Origin of the sequence: Methylomonas rhizoryzae, assembly GCF_008632455.1 — a bacterium.
GTDB classification, from domain to species: Bacteria; Pseudomonadota; Gammaproteobacteria; order Methylococcales; family Methylomonadaceae; genus Methylomonas; species Methylomonas rhizoryzae.
The window spans coordinates 1,036,505-1,058,324 of the sequence record NZ_CP043929.1; the positions used below are offsets into that span (position 1 = coordinate 1,036,505).

Genomic DNA, 21,820 nt, shown 5'->3' on the forward strand with positions numbered 1-21,820 from the left:
GCTTATTTCCATTAGCGGCGCGCCCGGATGTCGGTACGACGGGGTGCCATGAAATTCGTCGAATCGCCAGCGAACCAAGTTCGCGGATAAAGGTCAGCTTCACTGGAGGATTTATGACCATCAGCAAAATCGTTATATCGTTGACCCTAGTATTGATGCTGTTAGGCATCGGTTTAGCGGTCGGCAACAACCAAAAGCAACCGGTGCAATCAGAGCCGGCAAACGTGGCGAATCCCGCGCTGAGCGTGACTATCGTCCAACCGCAAATGCGGCAGATGCCTAATCGCCTGACGGCTAACGGTTCTATCGCCGCCTGGCAGGAAGCCGTGATCGGCGCGGAAATCGGCGATTTGCGTCTGGCGGCGGTCAAGGTGCAAGTTGGCGAATTCGTGAAGAAAGGGCAGGTACTGGCCGATTTTGCGGAAGAAAGCGTGTTGGCCGACCTGGCGCAAGCCCGGGCTTTGGTAGCCGAGGCCGAAGCGAATCTGGCCGAAGCGCAGGTCAATGCGGAACGTGCCAGAAAAGCCTCGCTGTCAGGGGCTTTTAGTGCGCAGCAAGTCGATCAATATACTACTGCGGCCAAAACCGCGGCGGCCAAACTGCAATCGGCTCACGCCCAGTTGCAGATTCAGCAGTTGCGCTTAAAGCACACCAAGGTGCTGGCCAGCGACGACGGTGTCATCTCTTCGCGCTCCGCGACCTTGGGTGCGGTAGCTACCAATGGTCAGGAATTGTTTCGTTTGATTCGGGGCAATCGGCTGGAATGGCGCGGCGAAGTCACCGCCGCCGAAATGACCCGGTTGCGGCCGGGCGTCGGCGTTACGGTCGAGGTCCCCAACGTCGGCAGCGTGACCGGGACGCTACGATTTTTAGCACCGACCTTGGACGAACAAAGCCGAAACGGCTTGGTTTACGTGGATTTGCCCGATGCTGCGGCCAAAGGTTTGCGGGCCGGCATGTTTGCCCGCGGCGAATTCGCATTGGGGGATAGCGCCGCCTTGACCGTGCCGCAAGACGCCTTATCGTTACGGGAAGGCTTTTCTTACGTGTTTCGGGTCCACGCGCACAGCCAAGACCAGGCCCAAGTCGAGCAAGTCAAAGTCCAAATCGGCCGCCGGGACGGCAACCATTTGGAAATTCTGGCCGGTTTGCAAGCCGACGATAGGCTGGTCGCGTCGGGCGCGTCATTTTTAGCCGACGGCGATAACGTCAGGGTGGTCATGCCGTGAACGTATCCGCGTGGTGCATCCGCAATCCGATTCCGGCCATGATGTTGTTCGTGCTGCTGAGCTTTGCCGGCATGCACAGTTTCAAGGCCATGAAGGTGCAAAATTTTCCGGACCTGGAACTGCCGACGGTCACCGTGACTGCGACTTTGCCCGGTGCGTCGCCGGCGCAAATGGAAACCGAAGTGACGCGAAAAATCGAAAATGCGCTGGCCACGTTACAGGGCTTGAAGCACATTACCAGCAAAGTCCAAGACGGTAGCGTCACGATTACCGTGCAATTTCGCTTGGAGAAACCGGTGCAGGAGGCGGTGGACGACGTGCGCTCCGCCGTTACCAAAGTCCGTACCGATTTACCCGGCGATTTGCGCGATCCGGTGGTCAATAAATTGGACTTGGCCGGCTCGCCGATTTTTGCGTTTACCGTCCGTTCCAAACAACGCGACGACGAGGCCTTGTCGTGGTTCGTCGACGACACCGTTTCCAAACGACTGTTGGCTGTCAACGGCGTCGGCGCGGTCACCCGGGTAGGCGGCGCCAGCCGGGAAGTGACTATTGGGTTGGATCCTGTCAAGCTGCAAGCCTTGGGCGCTACGGCGGCCGACATTTCCCGGCAATTGCGCGACATGCAACGCGAAAGCGCCGGCGGCCGTACCGATTTGGGTAGCGGCGAGCAACCGGTGCGTACCCTGGCGAACGTGGCCTCGGTAGACGAACTGCGACCGCTGCAATTGACCTTGCCGGACGGTCGGCACATCCGCCTGGATCAAGTCGCGCAAATCGACGATTCGGTGGCCGAACCGCGCGCCGCTGCGTTTTTGGACGGCAAACCGGTAGTCGGCTTCGAAGTAACCCGCAGTCGGGGCGCCGGCGAGGTGGAAGTCGGCAGCGGGGTCAAACGCGTCTTGGCGGAATTGGCCGCGGCCAATCCCGACATAGAATTCACTGAGGCATTCAATTTCGTCGCGCCGGTGGAGGAAGAATTCGAAGGCTCGATGTCTATGCTGTACGAGGGCAGTGCGCTGGCCGTACTGGTCGTGTGGCTGTTTCTGCGCGATTGGCGGGCAACCTTTATTTCGGCGGTAGCCTTGCCGTTGTCGGTTCTGCCGGCATTCGCCGGTATGGACTATTTAGGCTTTTCGTTGAATGTGATCACTTTGTTGGCGCTGTCCTTGGTGATAGGCATATTGGTCGACGATGCGATTGTGGAGGTGGAAAACATCGTCCGCCACCTGCGGATGGGAAAATCCCCGTACCAGGCGGCCATGGAAGCGGCCGACGAGATCGGTCTGGCGGTGGTGGCCACGACCTTTGCGTTAGTGGCGGTGTTTTTGCCTACGGCGTTCATGAGCGGGGTAGCCGGGCGGTTTTTCAAACAATTCGGTTGGACGGCGGCGCTAGCGGTGATGGCGTCTTTAGTCGTGGCGCGCATGTTGACGCCGATGATGGCGGCCTATCTGTTAAAAGCCCATCCCGAAGCCGGCGGAAGCGAAGGGCCCGTGATGCGGCATTACATGCGGGCCGCAGCCTGGTGTTTAACGCACCGGTTGACGACTATCACCGGTGCGGCGCTGTTTTTCGTCGCCTCGCTGCTGTTAATTCCGCTGTTGCCGACCGGATTTCTGCCGGCCGACGACAATCCGCAAACCCAAGTGTTCGTGGAATTGCCGCCGGGCGCGACGTTGCATCAGACCGAACAGGCCGCGGAAACCGCTCGGCGGCTACTTGCGCCAATTCCCTATGTGCAACGCGTCTATACCACCATAGGTGCCGGTTCTGCCGGTACCGATCCGATGGCCGGCTCGCAAGGCAGCGGCGAGGTCAGAAAAGCCACCTTGACCATCACCTTGGCCGGGCGCAACGCCCGGCCGCTGCGCAAGCAGGCAATCGAGTTGCAAATCCGGCAAGCGCTGCAGCAATTACCCGGCGTCCGCATCAAAATCGGTTTGGGTGCTTCCGGCGAAAAATACGTCTTGGTGTTGAGCGGCGACGATCCGCAAGCGTTGAGTCGTGCCGCCCGTGCCGTGGAACAGGATTTACGGACCATACCCGGCTTAGGCAGCATTGCTTCCAGCGCGGCTTTGATACGGCCTGAGATTGCCGTGCGTCCGGATTTCGCCCGCGCGGCCGATTTAGGCGTGACGACGACGGCCTTGGCCGAAACCCTGCGGATTGCCACGGTCGGCGATTACGATTGGTCGCTGTCCAAACTGAATTTGGCGCAACGGCAAGTGCCGATGGTGGTCAAATTGGCGCCGGAAGGCCGTCGCGATTTGGCGGTGCTGGAACGGCTGGCGGTGCCGTCCAGCAAAGCCGGCAGCGCTACGGTGTTGGTAGGCCAAGTGGCCAAGCTGGAGTTGTCCAGCGGCCCGGCGGTGATAGACCGCTACGACCGCTCGCGCAACGTCAATTTCGAAATCGAATTGTCCGGCCTGCCCTTGGGCGACGTCACCGCCGCGGTGCAAAATCTGCCCAGCATCAACAACCTGCCGGCCGGCGTGAAACAAATCAACATCGGCGACGCCGAAATGATGGAGGAATTGTTCGGCAGTTTCGGCTTGGCCATGCTGACCGGGGTGTTGTGCATACTGGTGGTGCTGATCTTGCTGTTCAAGGATTTTTTGCAACCCATCACGATATTGGCGGCGCTGCCATTGGCGTTCGGCGGCGGCTTTGTGGCCTTGCTATTGACCGGCAAGGCGTTTTCCATGCCGTCTCTGATCGGCTTGGTCATGCTGATGGGGATTGCCACCAAAAATTCCATCTTGCTGGTGGAATACGCCATCGTCGCCCGCCGCGACCACGGTTTAAGCCGGGTCGAGGCTTTGCTGGACGCTTGCCATAAAAGGGCTAGGCCCATCGTGATGACGACCATCGCCATGGGAGCCGGCATGCTGCCTATCGCGATGGGCGCCGGCGACGCCGATCCGTCCTTCCGCAGCCCTATGGCTATCGCCGTTATCGGCGGATTGGCGACCTCAACCTTGCTCAGTTTGTTGGTCATTCCGGTGGCTTACACCTATTTGGACGACTGCAAGCAGGGCGGGCTGGCGTTTTGGCGGCGGCTTACCGGTACTGCGGTGGCTATCGATGAGACGAGGCCCGGAATAAGCTAAGACGGTTGCGTCAATTCCTTTTTTTAGCGGATCATCCAATCCGCCCGCTTTGTTGGGTTGAAACGTTCGGAACGGAGAATATGCCATGCACCGTTTAAGGCTATGCCTAGCAGTTGAAAAATAAACAAGTAAACCGATAACCAAATCGGCAGGAAAAACAACACGGCAAAGTCCGCTGCCACAGCTACGTTCTCAAGCAAAGCTATGGTGATCCAGGGCAATGCCAACGTGTTCCAACTGAACACCCAAAAACCGGCTAACCAACGTTGCCCTATTAGCAGAGCGCCGAGTAACACTCCGATACAACAGATGACTATTTCGGTCAATTCGGCCCGAAAGGCGATCATAGGCAGGCTGTAAAAACCGGTGCCTGAGGGCAAACCGAACAGTTGGAACAGATGCACCATCAAGGCGTACAAAGAGACGAGTAATAGGCCGATGAAAGCTGCAAGCCAGGGATGGGGGTTAGTGGTCTTCATTAAACCGGCTCCGGAATGTAAGGGCTCATCCGCTCCACCGGTAAACAGATTCGTCGGGGTGCAGCCTGAGATTTTTGGATCAAGAATGGCGATCGAATATCTTGGAACCATGGCAACGCAGTGGTCCATCGCAATTGGTGTGCTGCATTGAGCAGCAGATTAATATCCGCATGTTCACGGAGCGGCTAAGCGGCTATCGAAAATTACCTGCACCGGTATCGTCTGCACCGATCCCGGTGCAGGTTGGGCCAGCGCCAACCGCAGCGATTGTCTTTACGCTCGCCCAAGGCTATCGTCTGGAATTACCGGCTTCCGTGTTACCCTGCCCCGCTCGAATCCTTTGTCGAATAGTAACGCAACCAATAAAAGCCAATTTTCTGGTAATGCCGAATGGGCCGCAATCCGAAGCCGATGAGAACTGAGTGTCGGCTTGTTTGGCGCTTGGAATGTAAATGATTCGACCGTGGATTATCCGGCGGAATAGACATCGGTATCAGCAGCGGCCGGCGGCGGGTGTTGAAAACCAACGGGGCCGGGCAAACCCGCTACGTCTACGACACCGCCGGCCGCTTGATCTACGAACAAACCGGCAGCGCCCGCAACTACGTGTGGCTGGGCGACAACCCTTCTGACAAGGGGGCTGGCCGTGGTCGACCAAAAAACCGACGGCAGTCTGGCCGCGCTCTACTACATCGAAACCGACTTCGCCAACACCCCGCGCTATCTGTTCAAAAAACATTAGGACTCGGTATGTCCATATGCACTGATGAAGCCGACCGGATTAAAAGGTAACCACCACATCGGCGCCGAAAATAAACTGGCTGTCCTTGTTGCGTTCGTCGTATGCATCGACACCTTGCGACCAATCGTAGCGCGCTTCGGGTCTAACCATTAACCACTTCTCCGGCTTCCAGTTCACGCCGAGCGTCGCGGCATAATAGTTGGCCGCTCCGGTCGCCAGTACCGCGCAACTTGGGCACATTTGACCGACCCGAACGCCGTCGTCGTCGCGAAACCATTCGCCGCGCAGGCCCACTCCCAACGTATCGGACACGTCGTATTTCAGTTGCGAATGAATACCGTACCATTCGGCGTCGGCGAAATTGTTCAACGGATGCTGCTGCTCGATACCGTGGTCGTGTTGCAGCACGTAGTGCCAGCGCTCGGCGAAGTTGTGCTGAAAGACCAGGCTGTAAAAGGTGCGGTTATCGCGTTTGTCGATGCCGGTCTGGCGCTGGAATTCGCGCAGATTGTTGTCGCTGTTGACGTCGCCGGTGATCAGCGTGGCGGTGAAGGAGGTCGCCGCATCGTCGCTGGCCCAGGTGGCGCCGCCCAGGAAATTCCAGTTCTCCATGTTTTTGTCGAATCCGTCCCAGGCGCCATTGCCGTCCAGCACACCATTCAATTTAGTGTGGCCGCCAGTGACTGCGCCCAAGGTGATACTTAAATTGTCGTTTAGCGGATAAGTGGTGGTCATACCGAAATGGGTAAACGGCTCGCCGTATTGGAAGGTATAGGGATGGGTGTAGAAAAAATTGTCCGGCGACAATCCGGTCTCGTAGCCCATGATCGTATAAAACCGGCCGATGCGCGTCTTCAGGCCGTTGCCCAGCGGCATGAAAATATCCAGATAGGCATTGGGGATCGCCAGCTTGTAGAAACGCTCGTCGGAGCCGATCAAGCGGTTGTCCCAATGCCCGCCACCGTAGGGGTTGATGGTGTTAAAACGGGCGTCGCTGCCGTACATCAGGGTCAGCATGCCACCGATGTCCCAATGGTCGCCGCCGGTATCGACGTCGCGGATCAACTCGCCGCCGAGCTGGTGCAGATTGAACTCGTTGGCGCGGTCGGCAAACACCACGGGGCCATTGTAGCGGTCGCCCGGATCGTTGGCGTTGTAAACGATACCGGCGTCGGCCCAACTGCGGACGTGTAAATTGGCGGCCTTCATCCAGGGCAAGTCGTTGATAAACGACAGGCCGTTCAATAAACCGGCGCGTTCCTCGGCCGGTAATGGCGACATCGCCAACAATAGCGGTGCGGCATACAGCCAGTCGCGAGTTCGGGAAGCAGGGGTTGGCATGAGTATTCTCCTGTCGGTCAATGAGTCAGCAAACTTTTTTCGGGCGCAAACGCCCCCGCAAGCCGGAAAATCCGGCTTGAATGGTTAGGATTGAGGAAAATTAAATGGCTAAAACCGGCGGCTTAGTCCGGGCGAGTGAGATAAGCGCGCCAGCCGCCGAAGCCGGTGATGTCCAGTGCCTCGCGCACGGCGGCCGCCTCGCAGACAAAGCCCTGTACGCTCGTACCATCCTGCAATTGCACCCGGCCTATGCCCAGCGGCGCCGGGATTTCGGCGACGAATTCGCCGTATCGGTGAATTGGCAAAGCCCAGACCTCAACGGCGATGGCCGCGCCGGTGTCGTCGCGTACCATGCCGGGCCGCTTGCCGTCCGGCAATGCGTACAGCCGATACGTGGGCGCGGTGTGCGTGCATTGCAGCAACATGCCGCCGCGACCGGTCAACAGATGATTCAGCGGCAGGCCGGACAGATGCGCGCCGCACACCGCGACCCGAACAAAGCCGGCCAAGTCGTCGCCGTCCGCTGCGGGAAATTCTGAGCTTAAGGTTTCGGAGACACCCAATGTATGCGGCGCCAACTGTTCTCGGCGTTTCGCCAACGCCAGCAAAGCCCGGTCGGCAAAGGCCGGCGCGCACAGCGTGATGCCGAACGGCAGGCCATTGCCGCGAAACCCGGCCGGCAGTGCGATGGCGCTCAGGTCGAGCAGATTCATGAAATTGGTGTAATAGCCCAGCCGGCTGTTCAATTCGACCGGATTGGTTTCGACGGCGGCAATCGGGTAAATCGTGCCGGTGGTCGGCGTGACCAACACATCGACCTGTCGCCAGATTGCATCGCTTTGCCGCTTCAAGTCCTGTAAGCGGTAAAACGCACGCCAGGCATCGGCGGCCGACAAGTCCGACGCTTTGGCCAAAATGTCCCTGGTAACCGGAAATAAAGCCTCGGCGTTGGATTGCAGGAGGTCACCGGCCACCAGATAACGCTCGGCCAGCCACGGCCCGGCGTAAAGCAAGTCGGCGGCATCCAGCAAGGGCTGAATGTCCACTTCGACCATGCTGCCGCCTTGGGCCTGCAATTGCGCGACAGCCTCGGCAAGCAAGGCTTCCGCCGCATCGTCGCCGAAAAATTGCAATTGCTCCGGCTTCGGCACTCCGCAGCGAAAGCGGCCGGCAAAGCCGGGCGGCACCGGCGAGGGCTGGTCTCGCCGGTTGTAAGCGTCCGTAGCGTCGTACACATTGGCGACTTGTAGCACCCGCTCGGCGTCGGCGGCCGTCAACGCAAACACCGAGACGCAATCCAAACTACGACAAGCCGGCACCACGCCAGACGTGCTTAACAAGCCCCGCGTTGGTTTGACACCAACCAAGTTATTGAAGGCCGCCGGCACCCGACCGGACCCGGCTGTGTCGGTGCCCAAGGCAAAACTGGCCAGACCGCTCGCCACCGCGACTGCCGAGCCCGAACTGGAACCACCGGCGATGTATTCTGGATCGAAACTGTTACAGCACACGCCGTAGGGCGAGCGGGTACCGACCAAGCCGGTCGCGAATTGGTCCAGATTGGTTTTGCCCAGCGGAATCGCACCGGCGGCTATCAGTTGCCGGACCACGAACGCCGATTGCTCGGGCTGGTAGGCATAGGCCGGGCAAGCCGCCGTCGTGGGTAAATCGACCAGATCGATATTGTCCTTGATCGCAAACGGAATGCCATACAAGGGCAACTCGTCCGGCGACTGGTCTGCCAGCGCCTCGGCATAAGCCTGCAGCCGTTCGAGCGGCACGCGGTTGATCCAGACCCCGCGCTGCGGTGCCGATTCCAATCGCTGCCACAGCATGCTTACCAGCGCCGTCGGCGTCAGCATACCGTCGCGGTAGGCGTGGCTCAGACCAGCGATGCTCAGGACTTCCGGTAATTCGCTCCAGGTTGTCATGCCTCCTCCCCGGCCTGCAACACCAATAAATCCTGGCCGGCGCTGATTTGTCCGCCTTCGGCGCAAAACACTTGCCAGACCGTACCGTCCTCTGGTGCCGTTACCGGAAACTCCATTTTCATCGATTCGACCACCACCAAGGCATCGCCTTGCTTGACCCTATCGCCGGCCTTGACCAGTACTTGCCAGACGTTGCCGGCGATATGGCTGGCCACGGCCCGGGCACCGGCCGGCAAGTCCAGCTCGGTATCGATGGCCGCCGCCGCGACGGCCTGATCGTCGGCGTAAACCTGGCCGGCTTGCGCCCAGCGTTCGCGTTCGGCGTCGAAGGCCGCCTGTTGCCGGCTTTTACATGCGGCGATCTCGCCGGCGTGTGTGCGCAGAAACTCGTTGTACTGGCGCAAACTGAAGGTTTCCTCGCGGATATCCAGTTTGAGCTTGCCGCTGATCAAGTCCTGCCGATGACGCAGCAATTCCTCGGCGGATACCGGATAGAAGCGGATTTGGTCGAAAAAGCGCAGCAGCCACGGCTTGCCGTCGCGAAAATCGGCGGTTTGCCGGTAGCGGTTCCACATCGGCACGGTGCGACCGACAAACTGGTAGCCGCCCGGTCCTTCCATGCCGTACACGCACAGATAAGCACCGCCGATGCCGACCGCGTTCTCCGGGGTCCAGGTCCGGGCCGGGTTGTACTTGGTGGTCACCAGCCGGTGGCGTGGATCGATAGGCGTCGCCACCGGCGCGCCCAGATAGACGTCGCCCAAGCCCATCACCAGATAACTGGCGTTGAACAGGATGTCCTTGACTTGGTCGATACTGTCCAGCCCGTTAATGCGACGGATGAACTCGATATTGCTCGGGCACCACGGCGCATCCTTGCGCACCGACTGCATGTATTTTTCGATCGCCAGTTGCGTGGATGGGTCGTCCCAGGACAGCGGCAGGTGGACGATGCGGGTCGGCACTTCCATGTCTTCGATGGCCGGCAGTTCCGCTTCGGCTTGCGCCAGAATCCGCAGCAGTTCGTCCAGCGGCAGGCGGCGGTCGTAGTGCACTTGCAAGGAGCGGATGCCCGGCGTCAGATCGACGATGCCGGCGATGCGGCGTTGTTGCAGCCAGGTCATCAAGGCATGCACCCGAAAGCGCAGATTAAGGTCCAATACCAAGGGACCGTACTCGATCAGCAGATTGCGGTCGCCGGCCTGGCGATAGGTTACCGCCACCCGGTCTTGGCCGGCCGGAAGCTGGGCCAGGATGCAGCTTTCCGCGAAATCGGGTGGTGCCGGCAGTTCCGGTAACGCGGCATGAGCCGGGTCGGCCAAGGCCTGCTCGACCTGGGCATCCAGTTTTGCCGCTTGCGCGCGGTTCAAGCGGATGAAACGCACGCTATTGCCGGGCTTCAATTGGCCCAGCTTCCACAATTCGGCCGCGACCACGGTAGCTGGACAGACAAACCCGCCCAGACTGGGGCCGTCCGGGCCGAGAATCACAGGCATGTCGCCGGTGAAATCCACCGCGCCGATGGCGTAGGCGTTGTCGTGGATGTTGGACGGATGCAAACCGGCCTCGCCGCCGTCGCTACGGGCCCAGCGCGGTTTCGGGCCGATCAAACGGATGCCGGTGCGATTGGAGTTGTAATGTACCTCCCAATCGGTCGCGAAAAATTCGGCGATGTCCGCGTCGGTAAAAAAGTCCGGCGCGCCGTGTGGGCCGTACAGCACGCCAATTTGCCAGTGCTCGGCGTAACGGGGCAGCGCGCCTCGATTCGGCACGATTTCCTCGGCAAAGGCTGTTTCCGCCGCGACCGGCAACACGTCGCCGACCCGCAGCACCCGGCCGCCGTGGCCGCCGAACTGGCCGAGCGTGAAGGTGGCTCGGCTGCCCAGATATTCCGGCACGTCGAAGCCGCCTTGTATCGCCAGATAACTGCGGCAACCCTGGCCGGCAATATTGCCCAGTTTCAACACGTCGCCGGCCGCAACTGCAATCGCCTGCCAGTAGGGTATGGCTTGACCGTTCAACTCGGCTTGCATCGCTGCGCCGGTTAACACGATGCGGGTGGCAAAATTGAAGCGCAGGCTGGGGCCGTTGATGGCCATTTCCAGCCCGGCCGCATCCTCCGGGTTACCCAAAATTCGGTTCGCCAAGCGAAAGGCCAGCATATCCATCGGCCCGGACGGTGGCACGCCGACGTCCCAATAACCCAAGCGCCCCGGATAATCCTGAATCATGCTTTGGGTGCCGGCTTCCAGCACGTCCAGGGTGCGAGGCTGGTAGCTCAGGCCAGCCAGGTAGGCGGTGATCTGGTCACCATTACGAAATACGTCGTCGGCGACGATCCGCCGCAAATAGGCCAGATTGGTTTCGATGCCGTACAAGCGGGTGTCGGCCAAAGCTGCATCCATTTGCGCCAAGGCCTGTTCGCGATCTGCCGCATGGACGATGACTTTGGCCAGCAAGGGATCGTAATGCGGCGTGACCTCCAGGCCGTTCTCCAGCCAATGATCGACCCTGACCGCCTCGGGAAACCGGCAATCGGTCAGCAAGCCGGATGAAGGCTGGAAATTTTTGTTCGGGTCTTCGGCGTACACCCTGACTTGCATAGCCCAGCCTTGTGGCGCATGCCGGTATTGATCCAGAAATGCCCGGTCGCCGGCCGCCAACCGCAGCATCCAGGCCACCAGGTCGGTGGCGGTGACTTGCTCGGTGACGCCGTGTTCGACCTGCAAGCGGGTGTTGACTTCCAAAAAATAAAATTCGCCGCTGTCCTGGTCGTAAACGAATTCGACCGTGCCGGCGGAGCGATAACTCACTGCCTCGGCCAGCGCCAAGGCATGGCGGTAAAGTGCCGCGCGGGTCGCTTCGCTGAGACCCGGTGCCGGGGTTTCCTCGATCACTTTCTGGTTACGACGCTGTACCGAACAATCGCGCTCGCCCAAATGGATCACCCGCCCGGCGCCGTCGCCGAAAATCTGTACTTCGATATGGCGGGCGCGCTCGATGAATTTTTCCAGATACAAGCCGCTGTCCTTGAAGTTGGCCGCGCTCAAGCGCTGCACCACCGCAAACGCCTCGCACAGCTCGGCCTCGGTGCGGCACAAGCGCATGCCGATACCGCCGCCGCCGGCCGTGCTTTTTAGCATCAGCGGGTAGCCTATATCGGTAGCCGCCTGCAAAGCCTGATCGATGTCCGCCAGCAAGCCGGTGCCGGGCAGTAAGGGCACGCCGCAGGTTTTGGCGATCTCGCGGGCAGTGTGTTTCAAACCAAAGCGCCGTAACTGCTCCGGCGTGGGACCGATGAACACGATGCCGGCGGCCGCGCATTGCTCGGCGAACTCGGCGTTTTCGCTCAGGAAGCCGTAGCCGGGATGAATGGCCTCGGCGCCGGTAGCCAGCGCTGCTGCCAGAATCCGCTCGCCGCGCAAATAGCTGTCCGCCGCCGCTGCGCCGCCGACGCACACTGCTTCGTCGGCTTCCCGGACGTGGCGGGCATGGGCGTCGGCTTCGGAATATACCGCGACGCTGGCGACGCCCAATTCTTTTAAGGTCCGCATGATGCGGCAGGCGATTTCGCCGCGATTGGCGATCAATACCTTGTTAAACATGAATCCTCGTTTGGCGGGCCGTCCCGCCTTGGCATACCGGCGCCGGGTCGTCCCGGCACGGCTCAAAGGTCAATCCCAAATCAGCAGCCGCACCGGCGTCGGGTTGTAGGCGTTACACGGGTTGTTCAACTGCGGGCAATTGGAAATCAGCGCGATCACGTCCATCTCCGCCCGCATTTCCACATACTTGCCCGGCGCGGAAATACCGTCGGCAAAGGTCAATTGGCCGTCGGGCGTGACCGGCACGTTCATGAAAAAATTGATGTTGCTGGCGATGTCGCGCTTGGCCAGGCCGCAGTCGGCGTGGCCGATGGCCAATAGAAAGCTGTCGCGGCAGCTGTGCATGTGCTTCTTATCCAGGGCATAGCGCACCGTGTTGCTCTCGGCGGCACAGGCGCCGCCCAGGGTGTCGTGGCGGCCGCAGGTGTCGGCGACGATGGTCAATAAAACGTTGCCCTCGCCGGAGATCAGCTGGGTGCCGGCGCTCAGGTACAGATTGCCTTGCCGGCGGATGGTGTCGCTGGCGCTGTAGCGTTCTTCATGGTCGGCCGCGCTGTAAAACAAGGTGTCGACGGCTTGGTTGCCTTCCAGATCCAGGATGCGAAAGGTCTGGCCTTGTTTGATGGTATGCAGCCACGGTTCGCCGGCCGGCAGGGTGTAATCGTATATGGCGCTGCTCGGATCGAGCGTGCTTTCGACGATGGGCATAGGGTATTCCTCGTAAAATCGGTGTTACAGGTAATAACGTTCGGTATTGGTAAAACCGCGGCCGTTTTCCGGGCGGAAATTGCGGCACTTGTCGTCTTGATCCGGCAAAGCGCCGCGATAGGCCTCCAGCAACACCGGTTTGGGCTGGTAGTGCGGATTGGGGTCCAACGGGTGCGGACAGGTGCTGAGCAACACCAGCGTGTCCATTTCAAAGCGCAGCTCTACTTGGCTGCCTGGGGTGGAATGGCCCACTTGAAATTGCAGATTGCCGTCCGCGCCGACCGCTACCTTGCTGAAGAAGTTGAGGTTGGCGACCAGATCGCGTTTGCCCAAGCCCCATTTTTCCAATTCGATCAGCAGGCTGTCGCGGCCGTTGCGGTACATCGCGTTGCGATGGCTTTGATAGCTGGCCGTACCGTATTTGGCCAGCACGTGGGCGGCATCGGACACCCCGCATACGGTGTCGTGCCAGCCCAGCGTGTCGCCGGTAATCGAGCACAACACCCGGCCCATGTCCGAATAACAGACAAAGCCTTCAGTCAGATGAAAGGTATGCTGGGCCTTTAGGGTGTCGGCCATGTTGTAGCGTTCGCTGCGTTCGTCGTAGTTGATAAACAAGGCCGCCAGATTGGCGCCGCCTTCGCTGTCGGTCAGCCGCAGGCGGTTGCCGCGCCGCATCCGGAACGAGGTATGGGCGCCGGCCGGCAGGTTTTCGCTCCATAGCAGGTCGGTGGTATTGATCGAGGCTAAGCTCATCGTAGTCTCCTGAATCGGTTAGGGCGCCGGGCTTTGGCCCAGACGCTCGAGTAGTTCGTAATCGGTGTGCATGCCGGAAGTCTCGCGAATGCCGGCCAGAATTTGTTTTTTTAAGGCAATGAAGTCCGGATTCTGCTTCATGTCCTGGTCGCGGTGATCCGGCAGCGGTACCGTATGCACCGCGGCGATGCGTCCCGGCCGGGGGGCCATCAACACCACCCGGTGCGCCAAGTAAATCGCTTCTTCCACATCGTGGGTGACGAACAGCACCGTGGTTTTTTCCAGGATGGAAACGTGCAGGATCAGATCGTGCATCACCTCGCGGGTCTGGGCGTCCAGTGCGCCGAACGGTTCGTCCATCAACAGGATGCGCGGCCGTGCCATCAAGGCCCTGGCGATGGCCACCCGTTGTTGCATGCCGCCGGACAGTTGGTTGGGATAGGCGTTGGCCACGTGGCTTAGGCCCATCAAGCGGATCAAGGCGTCGGCCCGGCCTTCGGCGGATTCGACATCGCTCAGCGTGGACACGTCGCGGTGCACCTTCAGTTGCCGGCAAAACTTGATGTTCTCGGTCACGCTCAACCACGGATACAGGCTGTAATGCTGGAATACCATGGCCCGGTCGATACCGGGACCGGCGATTGCCGCGCCGTCGACGCTGACGCTGCCGGCGCTGGCTGGTTCCAGGCCGGCGACGATGCGCAGCAAGGTCGACTTGCCGCAGCCGGAGGCGCCGACCAGCGTGACGAACTCGCCGGGCGCAATGTCGAGATCGGCATTTTGCAGCGCGACGATGTCCGCGCCGTTGGCGGCAAAGCGTTTTTGCAATTGGCGGATTTGAATGATTGGACTCGTCATCGGCGCTATCTCCGGTACAGCCAGGGGAAGCTGCGGCGATGTGCCCAGCGGAAGCATTGGTCGGTGGCGAGCCCGAACAGGCCGATCAGAATGATGCCGGCGAAGATTTTGTCGGTTTGCAGAAAACGTTGCGCCTTCAATACCGCAAAACCCAGCCCGGAATTGGCCGCAACCAACTCGGCCACCACCAGGTAAGTCCAGGCCCAGCCCATCGTTACTCGTAAGGTATCCAGAATCGCCGGCTTGGCCGACAGGATGATCACCCGCATGACGATTTCGTCGCGGTCGGCGCCCATGGTTTGCGCCGCTTCGATTTGCTCCATCGGCACCCGGCGCACGTCCTCGGCGATCATCAGCAGCATCTGAAAGAAGGTGCCGATGAAAATGATCGCGATCTTGGCGCCTTCGTCTATGCCCACCCACAGCATCACCAGCGGAATGAAGGCCGCCGCCGGCATATAGCGGATGAAATCGGTCAGGGGCTCGAACAAGGCCTTGACCGGCGCATAAGTGCCGACCAGGACGCCCAGAGGCAAGGCCAGTACCGCCGACAATAAAAATCCGGCCACCACCCGGTAAACGCTGATTGCCACGTCGCCGAGCAAATCGCCGTCGTGCAGCCATTCCCAGGCGCTGTTTAGCACCAGCGGCGGGGTCGGCAAAAACACCGGGTCTATCGTGCCGCCGGTCGAGGCCAGCCACCACCCCAACAGTGCCAACAGCAAACCGCTGCAGGCGATCAGCCAATGGATACGCCGATCCAAGCTGCCGCGTATCGCCCACAGCGGTCGGCGCGGATTCGAATTGTCAGTCATAGTCGCCACCTTGAGCTAATGAGCGGCGAGCGCTTCGGTCACCAACGAGGCGTCAAAGCCGGCGGCCAAATCGGGCACGGATTCGATTAGGCGATTGTCTTTCAGAAAGCTGGCGATGGTAGGACCGACCGCGGCCAGCGAGGCTGGTTCGCTGGCCGCGGTCATGGCTTTGAGATTGTCTTCGAGGGTAAAGAAACGAGTGCCCGGCAGAAACACTTTGTAGGCGTCCGGTTTCATGCCGACCACCTTGGACATGATGGCAACGGCCTGGTCGGGTTGTTCGCGTATAAACTGTTGCGTGTCCTGCCAGGCTTTAATCATGCCGACCAATTCGGCGCGGTGGGTTTCGATGGCTTTGACTCGAGCGACCAGCAAATCGGGGATCAGGCCGGGCATATCTTTGGATGTGAACAGCGCCGTTCCCTTGCCGCTGGCCTGGATATTGTTGACCCAGGGATTCCACACCACCGTCGCATCGACCCGGCCGCTCAGGAATGCCGCGGCCGCGTCGCCGGCCGACAGATTCACGGTTTTGATGTCGTCGAAACTCAGGCCGTTTTTGCTCAGCGCGGTGGCGAGCACGAAATGGGAAATCGAATACTGCTCGAGGGCGATGGTTTTGCCTTTCAGGTCGGCAAAGCTTGTGATGGCGGGATTGACCATCAAGGCGTCGTTGCCGTCGGAATTGTCATTGACCAGAATCGCTTTGACCGGCACGTTCTTGCTCAGCGGCGCCATGGTGTCGGACCAGGTCTGGCAATTGGCGTCCAACTGGCCGGCAGACAAGGCCGAGATCGAGTCGGTGTAATTGGCAAACCACACCAATTTGACCTTGGCACCGTATTTTTTGAAATAGCCGTTTTTCTCGGCGACGTACCATGCCACCCAGCCGGGCCAATCGCTGACGCCGACTTTGACTTCGGCACGCGCCGGGATCGACAGGCAAAACAGCGCCGCAGCAAGCAGCAGTGCCGGGAGTCGGAAGAAATTGCGGGAGGAATTTGAGGTCATGAGCAGCTCCGGTCGGGTTGAAAAAGCTACACGTGGAGGCGGATCGGTTGGTTAAACCGTCTGACCTCCCGGGCTTTTATCCCGCCGTGTAGCTCCCCGAAAGAAGCCGGCAACTCTCGGTCGCTGACACTCGAAAACGAGCCGGAACCCTAGTCGCCATTTTGATAAGGCGCTTTTCTGATCGCGCCTCACGTGTTTCTTAAAATATTAGCAAATGATATGCCTAAATATTATTTATATTATAATCAATAAGATATGAAATAATGCCGATAACAAAATCCAGTATTTTGTTTTTTAATGGTGCAATCAGCGAAAAAAAGATCGAAATTGGTGCGCAAAAACTAAAAACATTGATTTCCGAAAGGGAGCTGTTTTTGATTTGACCAAGCGCAGTCCAATAGCTCAAGTTTACACAGTCGGCCGCCCGGCCCGAGAGGGCCTATCAAGGCCGCGAGAAATGGATACCGCAATTCGTCTCCCCGCAAGACGTGGATGCCGAGCGTAACGGCGACAGGGACGTGATCGAGCAGGCGGCGATGCTCAATATCGCCCGCTTGCACGATTTTTACTACAACTTCATCGAAGATTCCGGCTGGTTGGGGCCTTTGGAGTTCGAATCCGAACAGCCATACGGCAAAGCCGGCGAAATCCGGGTGCAGCCCGGCAATTGCACCGATTATTGTCACAAGTCGGTACCGCGCGCCGATCCGCGCCGCTATAACATGTCGCCGAATAACGATGCCGACAATGCCTGCCCCGAATATTCCGACAGCAACCACAACATACACGGGCGTTTGCTCGGGATGTTGAACGCGGATTACACCGGCAGCATACAGCGCGACAGCTTGAATCGGGAACTGAAATTGGCCGATTTGGCGGAAGATAATTCCAAAACGGCTTTTCTGTTGAGTGCTAAAGACAACGGTACCCCGGACGGCAGTTGTTTTTATTGTCACGCCGGTCGGCAGGATAAATACCAGCGCGACGTGATGACCGCCGCCGGCGTGAATTGCATAGACTGCCACGGCGACTTGGCGGTGTTGGCGGGCGGCGGAGCCATGGTCAGCCGGGGGAAAGGGGACAGTCATATCGATTCCAGGGATCCGCCGGATTACAACGCACCTATCGACAAGGACAAACTGGCGCAAGCCTATATGAGCTGGCAGAGCAGTTACGGTCCCGACGCAAATGGTAGTTACTACTTGCTGATCAAAGGCGACGACGGTTTGTACCGGCGCAACGGCAATGTTGTATCGACTTTGGACATGGCTTTGATATTTGCCGGCGGTACCGGTGTCGATAACGGCGACGGCACGTATGTTTTGACCAACGGCGATCAGAGCGAAACCTTGAGCGAGGTGCAGTTGCTGGACAAGGTGAAAACTTCCGTGAACGCCTGGACGGTAAGCTTTGGGCGCATTCCGTGGGCCGAAGAATTATCCTGCGCGAATTGTCATACCGGCACGGGCGACGAACCGGTCAGACGGCGTTCTTACGATATGACGACCGGTATTTTCAGGTTGCAGGAAGTGACTAACGAGCGATTCGCGGAAAATCTATTACCGAAAAAGCACGATTCCAGTTACACCTTGCTGGTGCAGGACGGGCAAAGCTGCCCGCCCGGTACCTATTCGGATACACGGAGCGACGAAGGTCAGCATGTCTGCGTGCGCGGTTTGTTTAAGACAGTATCGACCGGCATGGCGCGGTGCCGTGCGAGGCCTGTCACGGCGCTACCCATGCGATTTGGCCTAATCCGAACCCCTACGCCAACGATAACGTTACCGCGTTGCAGTTGCAGGGGCATGCCGGCACGCTGTTGGAAGGTAACGTTTGTCATACCGAAGGCGCTTTCAATGACGGCACTGTGGACGGCGTGCGCTATGGAACAGGCATTCTGGCCGGTCCGCACAATATGCACCCGGTCAACGATGCATCCTGGTGGAAACAGCGCGATAGCGGGCCTACCAACAGCAGCGATCAAACCAGACAGGGCGGCTGGCATAACGTGTGGGCTAAAAAGCCCGGAGCGAACGGCGAAGACCAGTGCGCCGCTTGCCATGGGGCCGACCACAAAGGTACGCGCTTGTCGAAAACTCCGGTCGACCGCACGTTTAGCAACGGTAAAGGCCGGCCGGTTTACGTCAAAGCCGGCGATTATATCGGCTGCGATTGATGCCATAGCCTGGAGCAAAGTTTCTTGAAGTAAATTCCTTGCGAAACTGCCGTGGCCCGGCTATTCGGCCGGACCACGGTGCCCGTTTTATTCGTAGTCGCACTGCGGCAGTCGACGCGTGTCGCGAAATCTTCACATTACGCTGCTATTTACAAGCGATTAACCCGCTCGAAACGAGTCGGCGGGCTGTCGTTAGTCATTAATTAAGATCCGCGCCGTGAAAGCAATTAAAAAATACTATTGGCTGGTATTGTTCGCAATGTTTTTATTAGTCTCTGTTTGGTTTGCCGATTATTTAACTCTGGATGGGATTAAAAGTAATAAGCAATGGATCAAAAACATCATAGCACACCATTATATTTTATCGGTGGCTGTGTTTTTTATCGCTTGCAGCGTTTTTATTAATTCACCGCTACCGATGGCGGCGGTTATTAAGGTGATGGGCGGCTATTTTTTTGGGTTTTATTATGGAGCCGTTTATAATATATCGGCGACGCTTATCGCCTGCTTGCTAGGCTTTTACTTAAGCCGCTACGCGCTGAAAGACTTATTCGAGGCGGCGTATTATCAAAGGTTGCAAAAAGTCGAGCAAGAAATAGAGGTCAACGGCTTTTATTATTTCTTAAGTCTACGCTTAGTAATGGTAGTACCTTATTTCATTATCAATGTAATTGCCGGAATTTCTCGGGTATCGTTCAAGCACTATTTGTTTGCCACCGTATTAGGCGTTATTCCCAGCTCCTTGATTTACGCGAACGGCGGCAGCAAATTGGAGCAGATCGAGTCGGTCGCGCAATTGTTGCAACCCGAGTATGTCGTCTCGCTGGTTTTGCTGGCTTGTGCGCTATTGTGGCCGGCGTTGCAACGCAAATAAAGATTTTTTCTCCCCGGGCTGTGCTGTAGCTTGCCGCCATGGCCGCCTAGCTTCTTGCTTTTGTCTTAAACTCCAACCCTACACTTAGCCATTTGCCGTAATGGGCTGCAGACTTTTATCGCCCTGTAAGTTTCCCTATGCATGTGTTACATTCTTGCCGGCAGGCGGCGGGTATGACCGGCGGCGGATATACGGCAGGTTGGATGCGTATATTAGTGCTTATTATTAACGGCATTCTAATAATCATTATTATTTATAAGCGGGAGGGAGTATGTTGTTTTTGGCGAAGTTATGCGGAATATTGACGTTGGTTTGGTTTTATTTGGCGGCTAAAGAACATAAGGCGCCTTTGGTCAACTGGGCTATTATCGGTTTGATAGGTTATTGGTTGACCTGGTGGTTGGCGAAAATGTTATTTGTGGTGCCGCTTGCCGATATTGTGCCTAAACATTCGGTTGTGGAGTTTTTATTAACTCAAACTCCGGTGGCATTCGCGCTTGGAGTTTGTTATTTCATTCGTAAAAAGTTAATTGCCGGTATTACTACCGCAAGTTGAGTCGGAAAACGATGCGTAAGGTCGCGTTGGTCACCGGTGCCGCTAAGCGGATAGGGGCTGGGTGTGTGCGATATCTGCACCAGCGCGGCTATTACGTCGTGTTGCATTACCGTAGTTCGCAGGATCAGGCACGGCGTTTGGCGGACGAGTTAAACGCCGGCCGAGCCGATACGGTAAAAATTTTTGCAGCGGATTTGTCCGATGTTGATAGGATCGAGAGCTTGGCACAAGCGGTCGTTGCGGCTTGGGGCAGGCTGGATCTGTTAGTAAATAACGCTTCGGCGTTTTATGCGTCCCCGTTTGGCAGTGTCAGCGAATCGGTATGGGACGATTTATTTGCGAGTAATCTAAAGGCGCCGTTTTTTCTGACTCAGGCGTTGGCGCCGGCTTTATCGCAAAGTCGTGGCGCCGTCGTGAACATCGTCGACATTCATGCCGAACGGGGTTTGCCCGGATTTTCGGTGTACAGCGTTGCCAAAGCGGGTTTGGTGGCGATGACCAAGAGCCTGGCGAAGGAGTTGGCGCCCGCCGTGCGGGTCAACGCGGTCGCGCCGGGAGCGATTTTATGGCCGGAGCAACAAAACCAAGGCGGAACGGGTGCCGAGCAAGCCGAGATATTGCAGAGGATAGCTTTGCAGCGTTTAGGTGCGGTCGAGGATGTCGCCAAGGCGGTGGTTTTTTTGGCCGACGATGCCGATTACATGACGGGGCAGGTACTGACGGTCGACGGTGGCCGCTTATTGTTTTCCTAGTATCGGGTCAAAGTCGATTTTATGCTGGTTGACCTGCGACTTGTCGAACGCTTGCCAAAGTTCCAGGTAAGATTTGCCGTTAGTCGGATGTATGCCTTCGGGAGCGACTTCCGCCAATGGCTCCAGAACGAAGGCATAACGTTCGATCTCGTCGCGGGGAATTTGCAGGCGGCCGTCGCGTATCACTTGATCGCCGTACAAGATCAAATCCAAGTCCAAGGTTCGGGCGGAAAATTTTTGAGATTCTTGGCTGCGGCCGTGTTCCAGCTCGATTTGCTTCAGCAGTTTGGCAACCTCTTTGGCCGTCAACTCGGATTGGAAACCGACGATCAGATTAAAAAAACTATCCCCTATGAAACCGACCGGCTCGCTTTCGTAAACGCTGGACAGGGTTAGCCGGCCAAATAGGGATTGCAATGCCCGCAAGCTGGATGGAACGTGAATTTCCTTGTCAATATTGCTGCCGACGCTGATATATCCTTGAGGCATGTTATTTTTGTCCGCGTTCTATGATGATGCCGACGTCTCGGGCTCGGCTGATCGCGCCCTTTTTGTTCAATACGATTTTCACCCAAGGGATTGGAAATTCGCTTAACAACAGCCGAGCGATTTCCTCGATCAGCGTTTCTACCAAGAAGTATTCGCTGGCTTCCACAAAGTTGACGACTCGGTCGGTCACAGCTTTATAGTCTAGCGTATGGATAATGTTATCGGTTTTAGCGGCTTGCCGAATGTCGAAAGCCATTTCGATATCCAGTACGATTTTTTGCTTGATTTTGCGCTCCCAGTCGTAAATGCCTATTACGGTCTCAATTTCCAGGCCGCCTAAAAAGATAATATCCATCGTCAATTTCCAGTTATCATATTTTTTTGA

17 protein-coding genes and 1 riboswitch are annotated in these 21,820 nt (G+C 57.9%); of the genes, 6 read left to right on the forward strand and 11 right to left on the reverse strand.

Features of this window, described 5'->3' with window-relative positions:
* Window positions 1-113: 113 nt before the first annotated feature.
* Both F1E05_RS04850 and F1E05_RS04855 read left to right on the forward strand, forming a co-directional pair.
* Window positions 114-1,229: an efflux RND transporter periplasmic adaptor subunit gene (locus tag F1E05_RS04850; protein ID WP_150047226.1), complete on the forward strand. Its 1,116-nt coding sequence runs from the start codon at window positions 114-116 to the stop codon at window positions 1,227-1,229.
* Window positions 1,226-4,342 carry an efflux RND transporter permease subunit gene (locus F1E05_RS04855; RefSeq protein ID WP_150047227.1) on the forward strand — a complete coding sequence of 1,039 codons (3,117 nt, stop codon included), beginning with the start codon at window positions 1,226-1,228 and terminating at the stop codon, window positions 4,340-4,342. The genes F1E05_RS04850 and F1E05_RS04855 overlap by 4 nt, the downstream gene beginning before the upstream one ends.
* A 23-nt stretch (window positions 4,343-4,365) precedes the next feature.
* On the opposite strand, the gene F1E05_RS04860 is transcribed toward F1E05_RS04855, so the two are convergent.
* From F1E05_RS04860 to F1E05_RS04905, 9 genes are all read right to left on the reverse strand, one after another.
* Entirely contained in the window at window positions 4,366-4,821 is a 456-nt protein-coding gene (locus F1E05_RS04860; RefSeq protein ID WP_150047228.1) for a hypothetical protein, read from the reverse strand.
* Between the two features lie 781 nt (window positions 4,822-5,602).
* Window positions 5,603-6,904, reverse strand: coding sequence for a porin (locus F1E05_RS04870; protein WP_150047229.1), 1,302 nt, complete (start codon window positions 6,902-6,904; stop codon window positions 5,603-5,605).
* 122 nt (window positions 6,905-7,026) lie between these two features.
* Window positions 7,027-8,835 carry an allophanate hydrolase gene (atzF, locus tag F1E05_RS04875; RefSeq protein WP_150047230.1) on the reverse strand — a complete coding sequence of 603 codons (1,809 nt, stop codon included), beginning with the start codon at window positions 8,833-8,835 and terminating at the stop codon, window positions 7,027-7,029.
* A complete protein-coding gene (gene uca, locus F1E05_RS04880; protein ID WP_150047231.1) occupies window positions 8,832-12,440 on the reverse strand; it encodes an urea carboxylase in 3,609 nt (1,202 codons plus the stop codon). The genes atzF and uca overlap by 4 nt, the downstream gene beginning before the upstream one ends.
* A 69-nt stretch (window positions 12,441-12,509) precedes the next feature.
* Window positions 12,510-13,148, reverse strand: a complete 639-nt coding sequence (locus F1E05_RS04885; protein ID WP_150047232.1) for an urea amidolyase associated protein UAAP2 — start codon at window positions 13,146-13,148, stop codon at window positions 12,510-12,512.
* Between the two features lie 24 nt (window positions 13,149-13,172).
* Window positions 13,173-13,904 carry an urea amidolyase associated protein UAAP1 gene (locus tag F1E05_RS04890; protein ID WP_150047233.1) on the reverse strand — a complete coding sequence of 244 codons (732 nt, stop codon included), beginning with the start codon at window positions 13,902-13,904 and terminating at the stop codon, window positions 13,173-13,175.
* Window positions 13,905-13,922: 18 nt separating this feature from the next.
* Window positions 13,923-14,762: an ABC transporter ATP-binding protein gene (locus F1E05_RS04895; protein ID WP_150047234.1), complete on the reverse strand. Its 840-nt coding sequence runs from the start codon at window positions 14,760-14,762 to the stop codon at window positions 13,923-13,925.
* A gap of 5 nt (window positions 14,763-14,767) precedes the next feature.
* A complete protein-coding gene (locus F1E05_RS04900) occupies window positions 14,768-15,577 on the reverse strand; it encodes an ABC transporter permease (protein WP_150047235.1) in 810 nt (269 codons plus the stop codon).
* Window positions 15,578-15,592: 15 nt separating this feature from the next.
* Complete coding sequence (locus F1E05_RS04905) at window positions 15,593-16,588, reverse strand: ABC transporter substrate-binding protein (protein ID WP_150047236.1); 996 nt, start codon at window positions 16,586-16,588, stop codon at window positions 15,593-15,595.
* 63 nt (window positions 16,589-16,651) lie between these two features.
* Window positions 16,652-16,752: riboswitch (guanidine-I (ykkC/yxkD leader) on the reverse strand.
* 324 nt (window positions 16,753-17,076) lie between these two features.
* On the opposite strand from F1E05_RS04905, the gene F1E05_RS04910 reads away from it, so the two are divergent.
* The 4 genes from F1E05_RS04910 (at window position 17,077) to F1E05_RS04925 (ending at window position 20,946) form a co-directional block, all read left to right on the forward strand.
* Window positions 17,077-18,792 (forward strand): hypothetical protein, encoded by a 1,716-nt coding sequence (locus tag F1E05_RS04910; protein WP_150047237.1) that lies wholly within the window; start codon window positions 17,077-17,079, stop codon window positions 18,790-18,792.
* 189 nt (window positions 18,793-18,981) lie between these two features.
* Window positions 18,982-19,638 carry a TVP38/TMEM64 family protein gene (locus F1E05_RS04915; RefSeq protein ID WP_232056785.1) on the forward strand — a complete coding sequence of 219 codons (657 nt, stop codon included), beginning with the start codon at window positions 18,982-18,984 and terminating at the stop codon, window positions 19,636-19,638.
* Between the two features lie 322 nt (window positions 19,639-19,960).
* Window positions 19,961-20,194, forward strand: a complete 234-nt coding sequence (locus F1E05_RS04920; protein WP_232056786.1) for a hypothetical protein — start codon at window positions 19,961-19,963, stop codon at window positions 20,192-20,194.
* Window positions 20,195-20,205: 11 nt separating this feature from the next.
* Window positions 20,206-20,946, forward strand: a complete 741-nt coding sequence (locus tag F1E05_RS04925) for a pteridine reductase (RefSeq protein ID WP_150047239.1) — start codon at window positions 20,206-20,208, stop codon at window positions 20,944-20,946.
* Here the strand turns inward: F1E05_RS04925 and folK are convergent.
* Together folK and folB are read right to left on the reverse strand one after the other, a co-directional pair.
* The gene (gene folK / locus F1E05_RS04930) at window positions 20,932-21,435 is read right to left on the reverse strand and encodes a 2-amino-4-hydroxy-6-hydroxymethyldihydropteridine diphosphokinase (RefSeq protein ID WP_150047240.1); all 504 of its coding nucleotides are present in this window, start codon (window positions 21,433-21,435) and stop codon (window positions 20,932-20,934) included. The genes F1E05_RS04925 and folK overlap by 15 nt on opposite strands.
* 1 nt (window position 21,436) lies before the next feature.
* Window positions 21,437-21,790, reverse strand: a complete 354-nt coding sequence (gene folB, locus F1E05_RS04935) for a dihydroneopterin aldolase (RefSeq protein ID WP_150047241.1) — start codon at window positions 21,788-21,790, stop codon at window positions 21,437-21,439.
* Window positions 21,791-21,820: the final 30 nt, after the last annotated feature.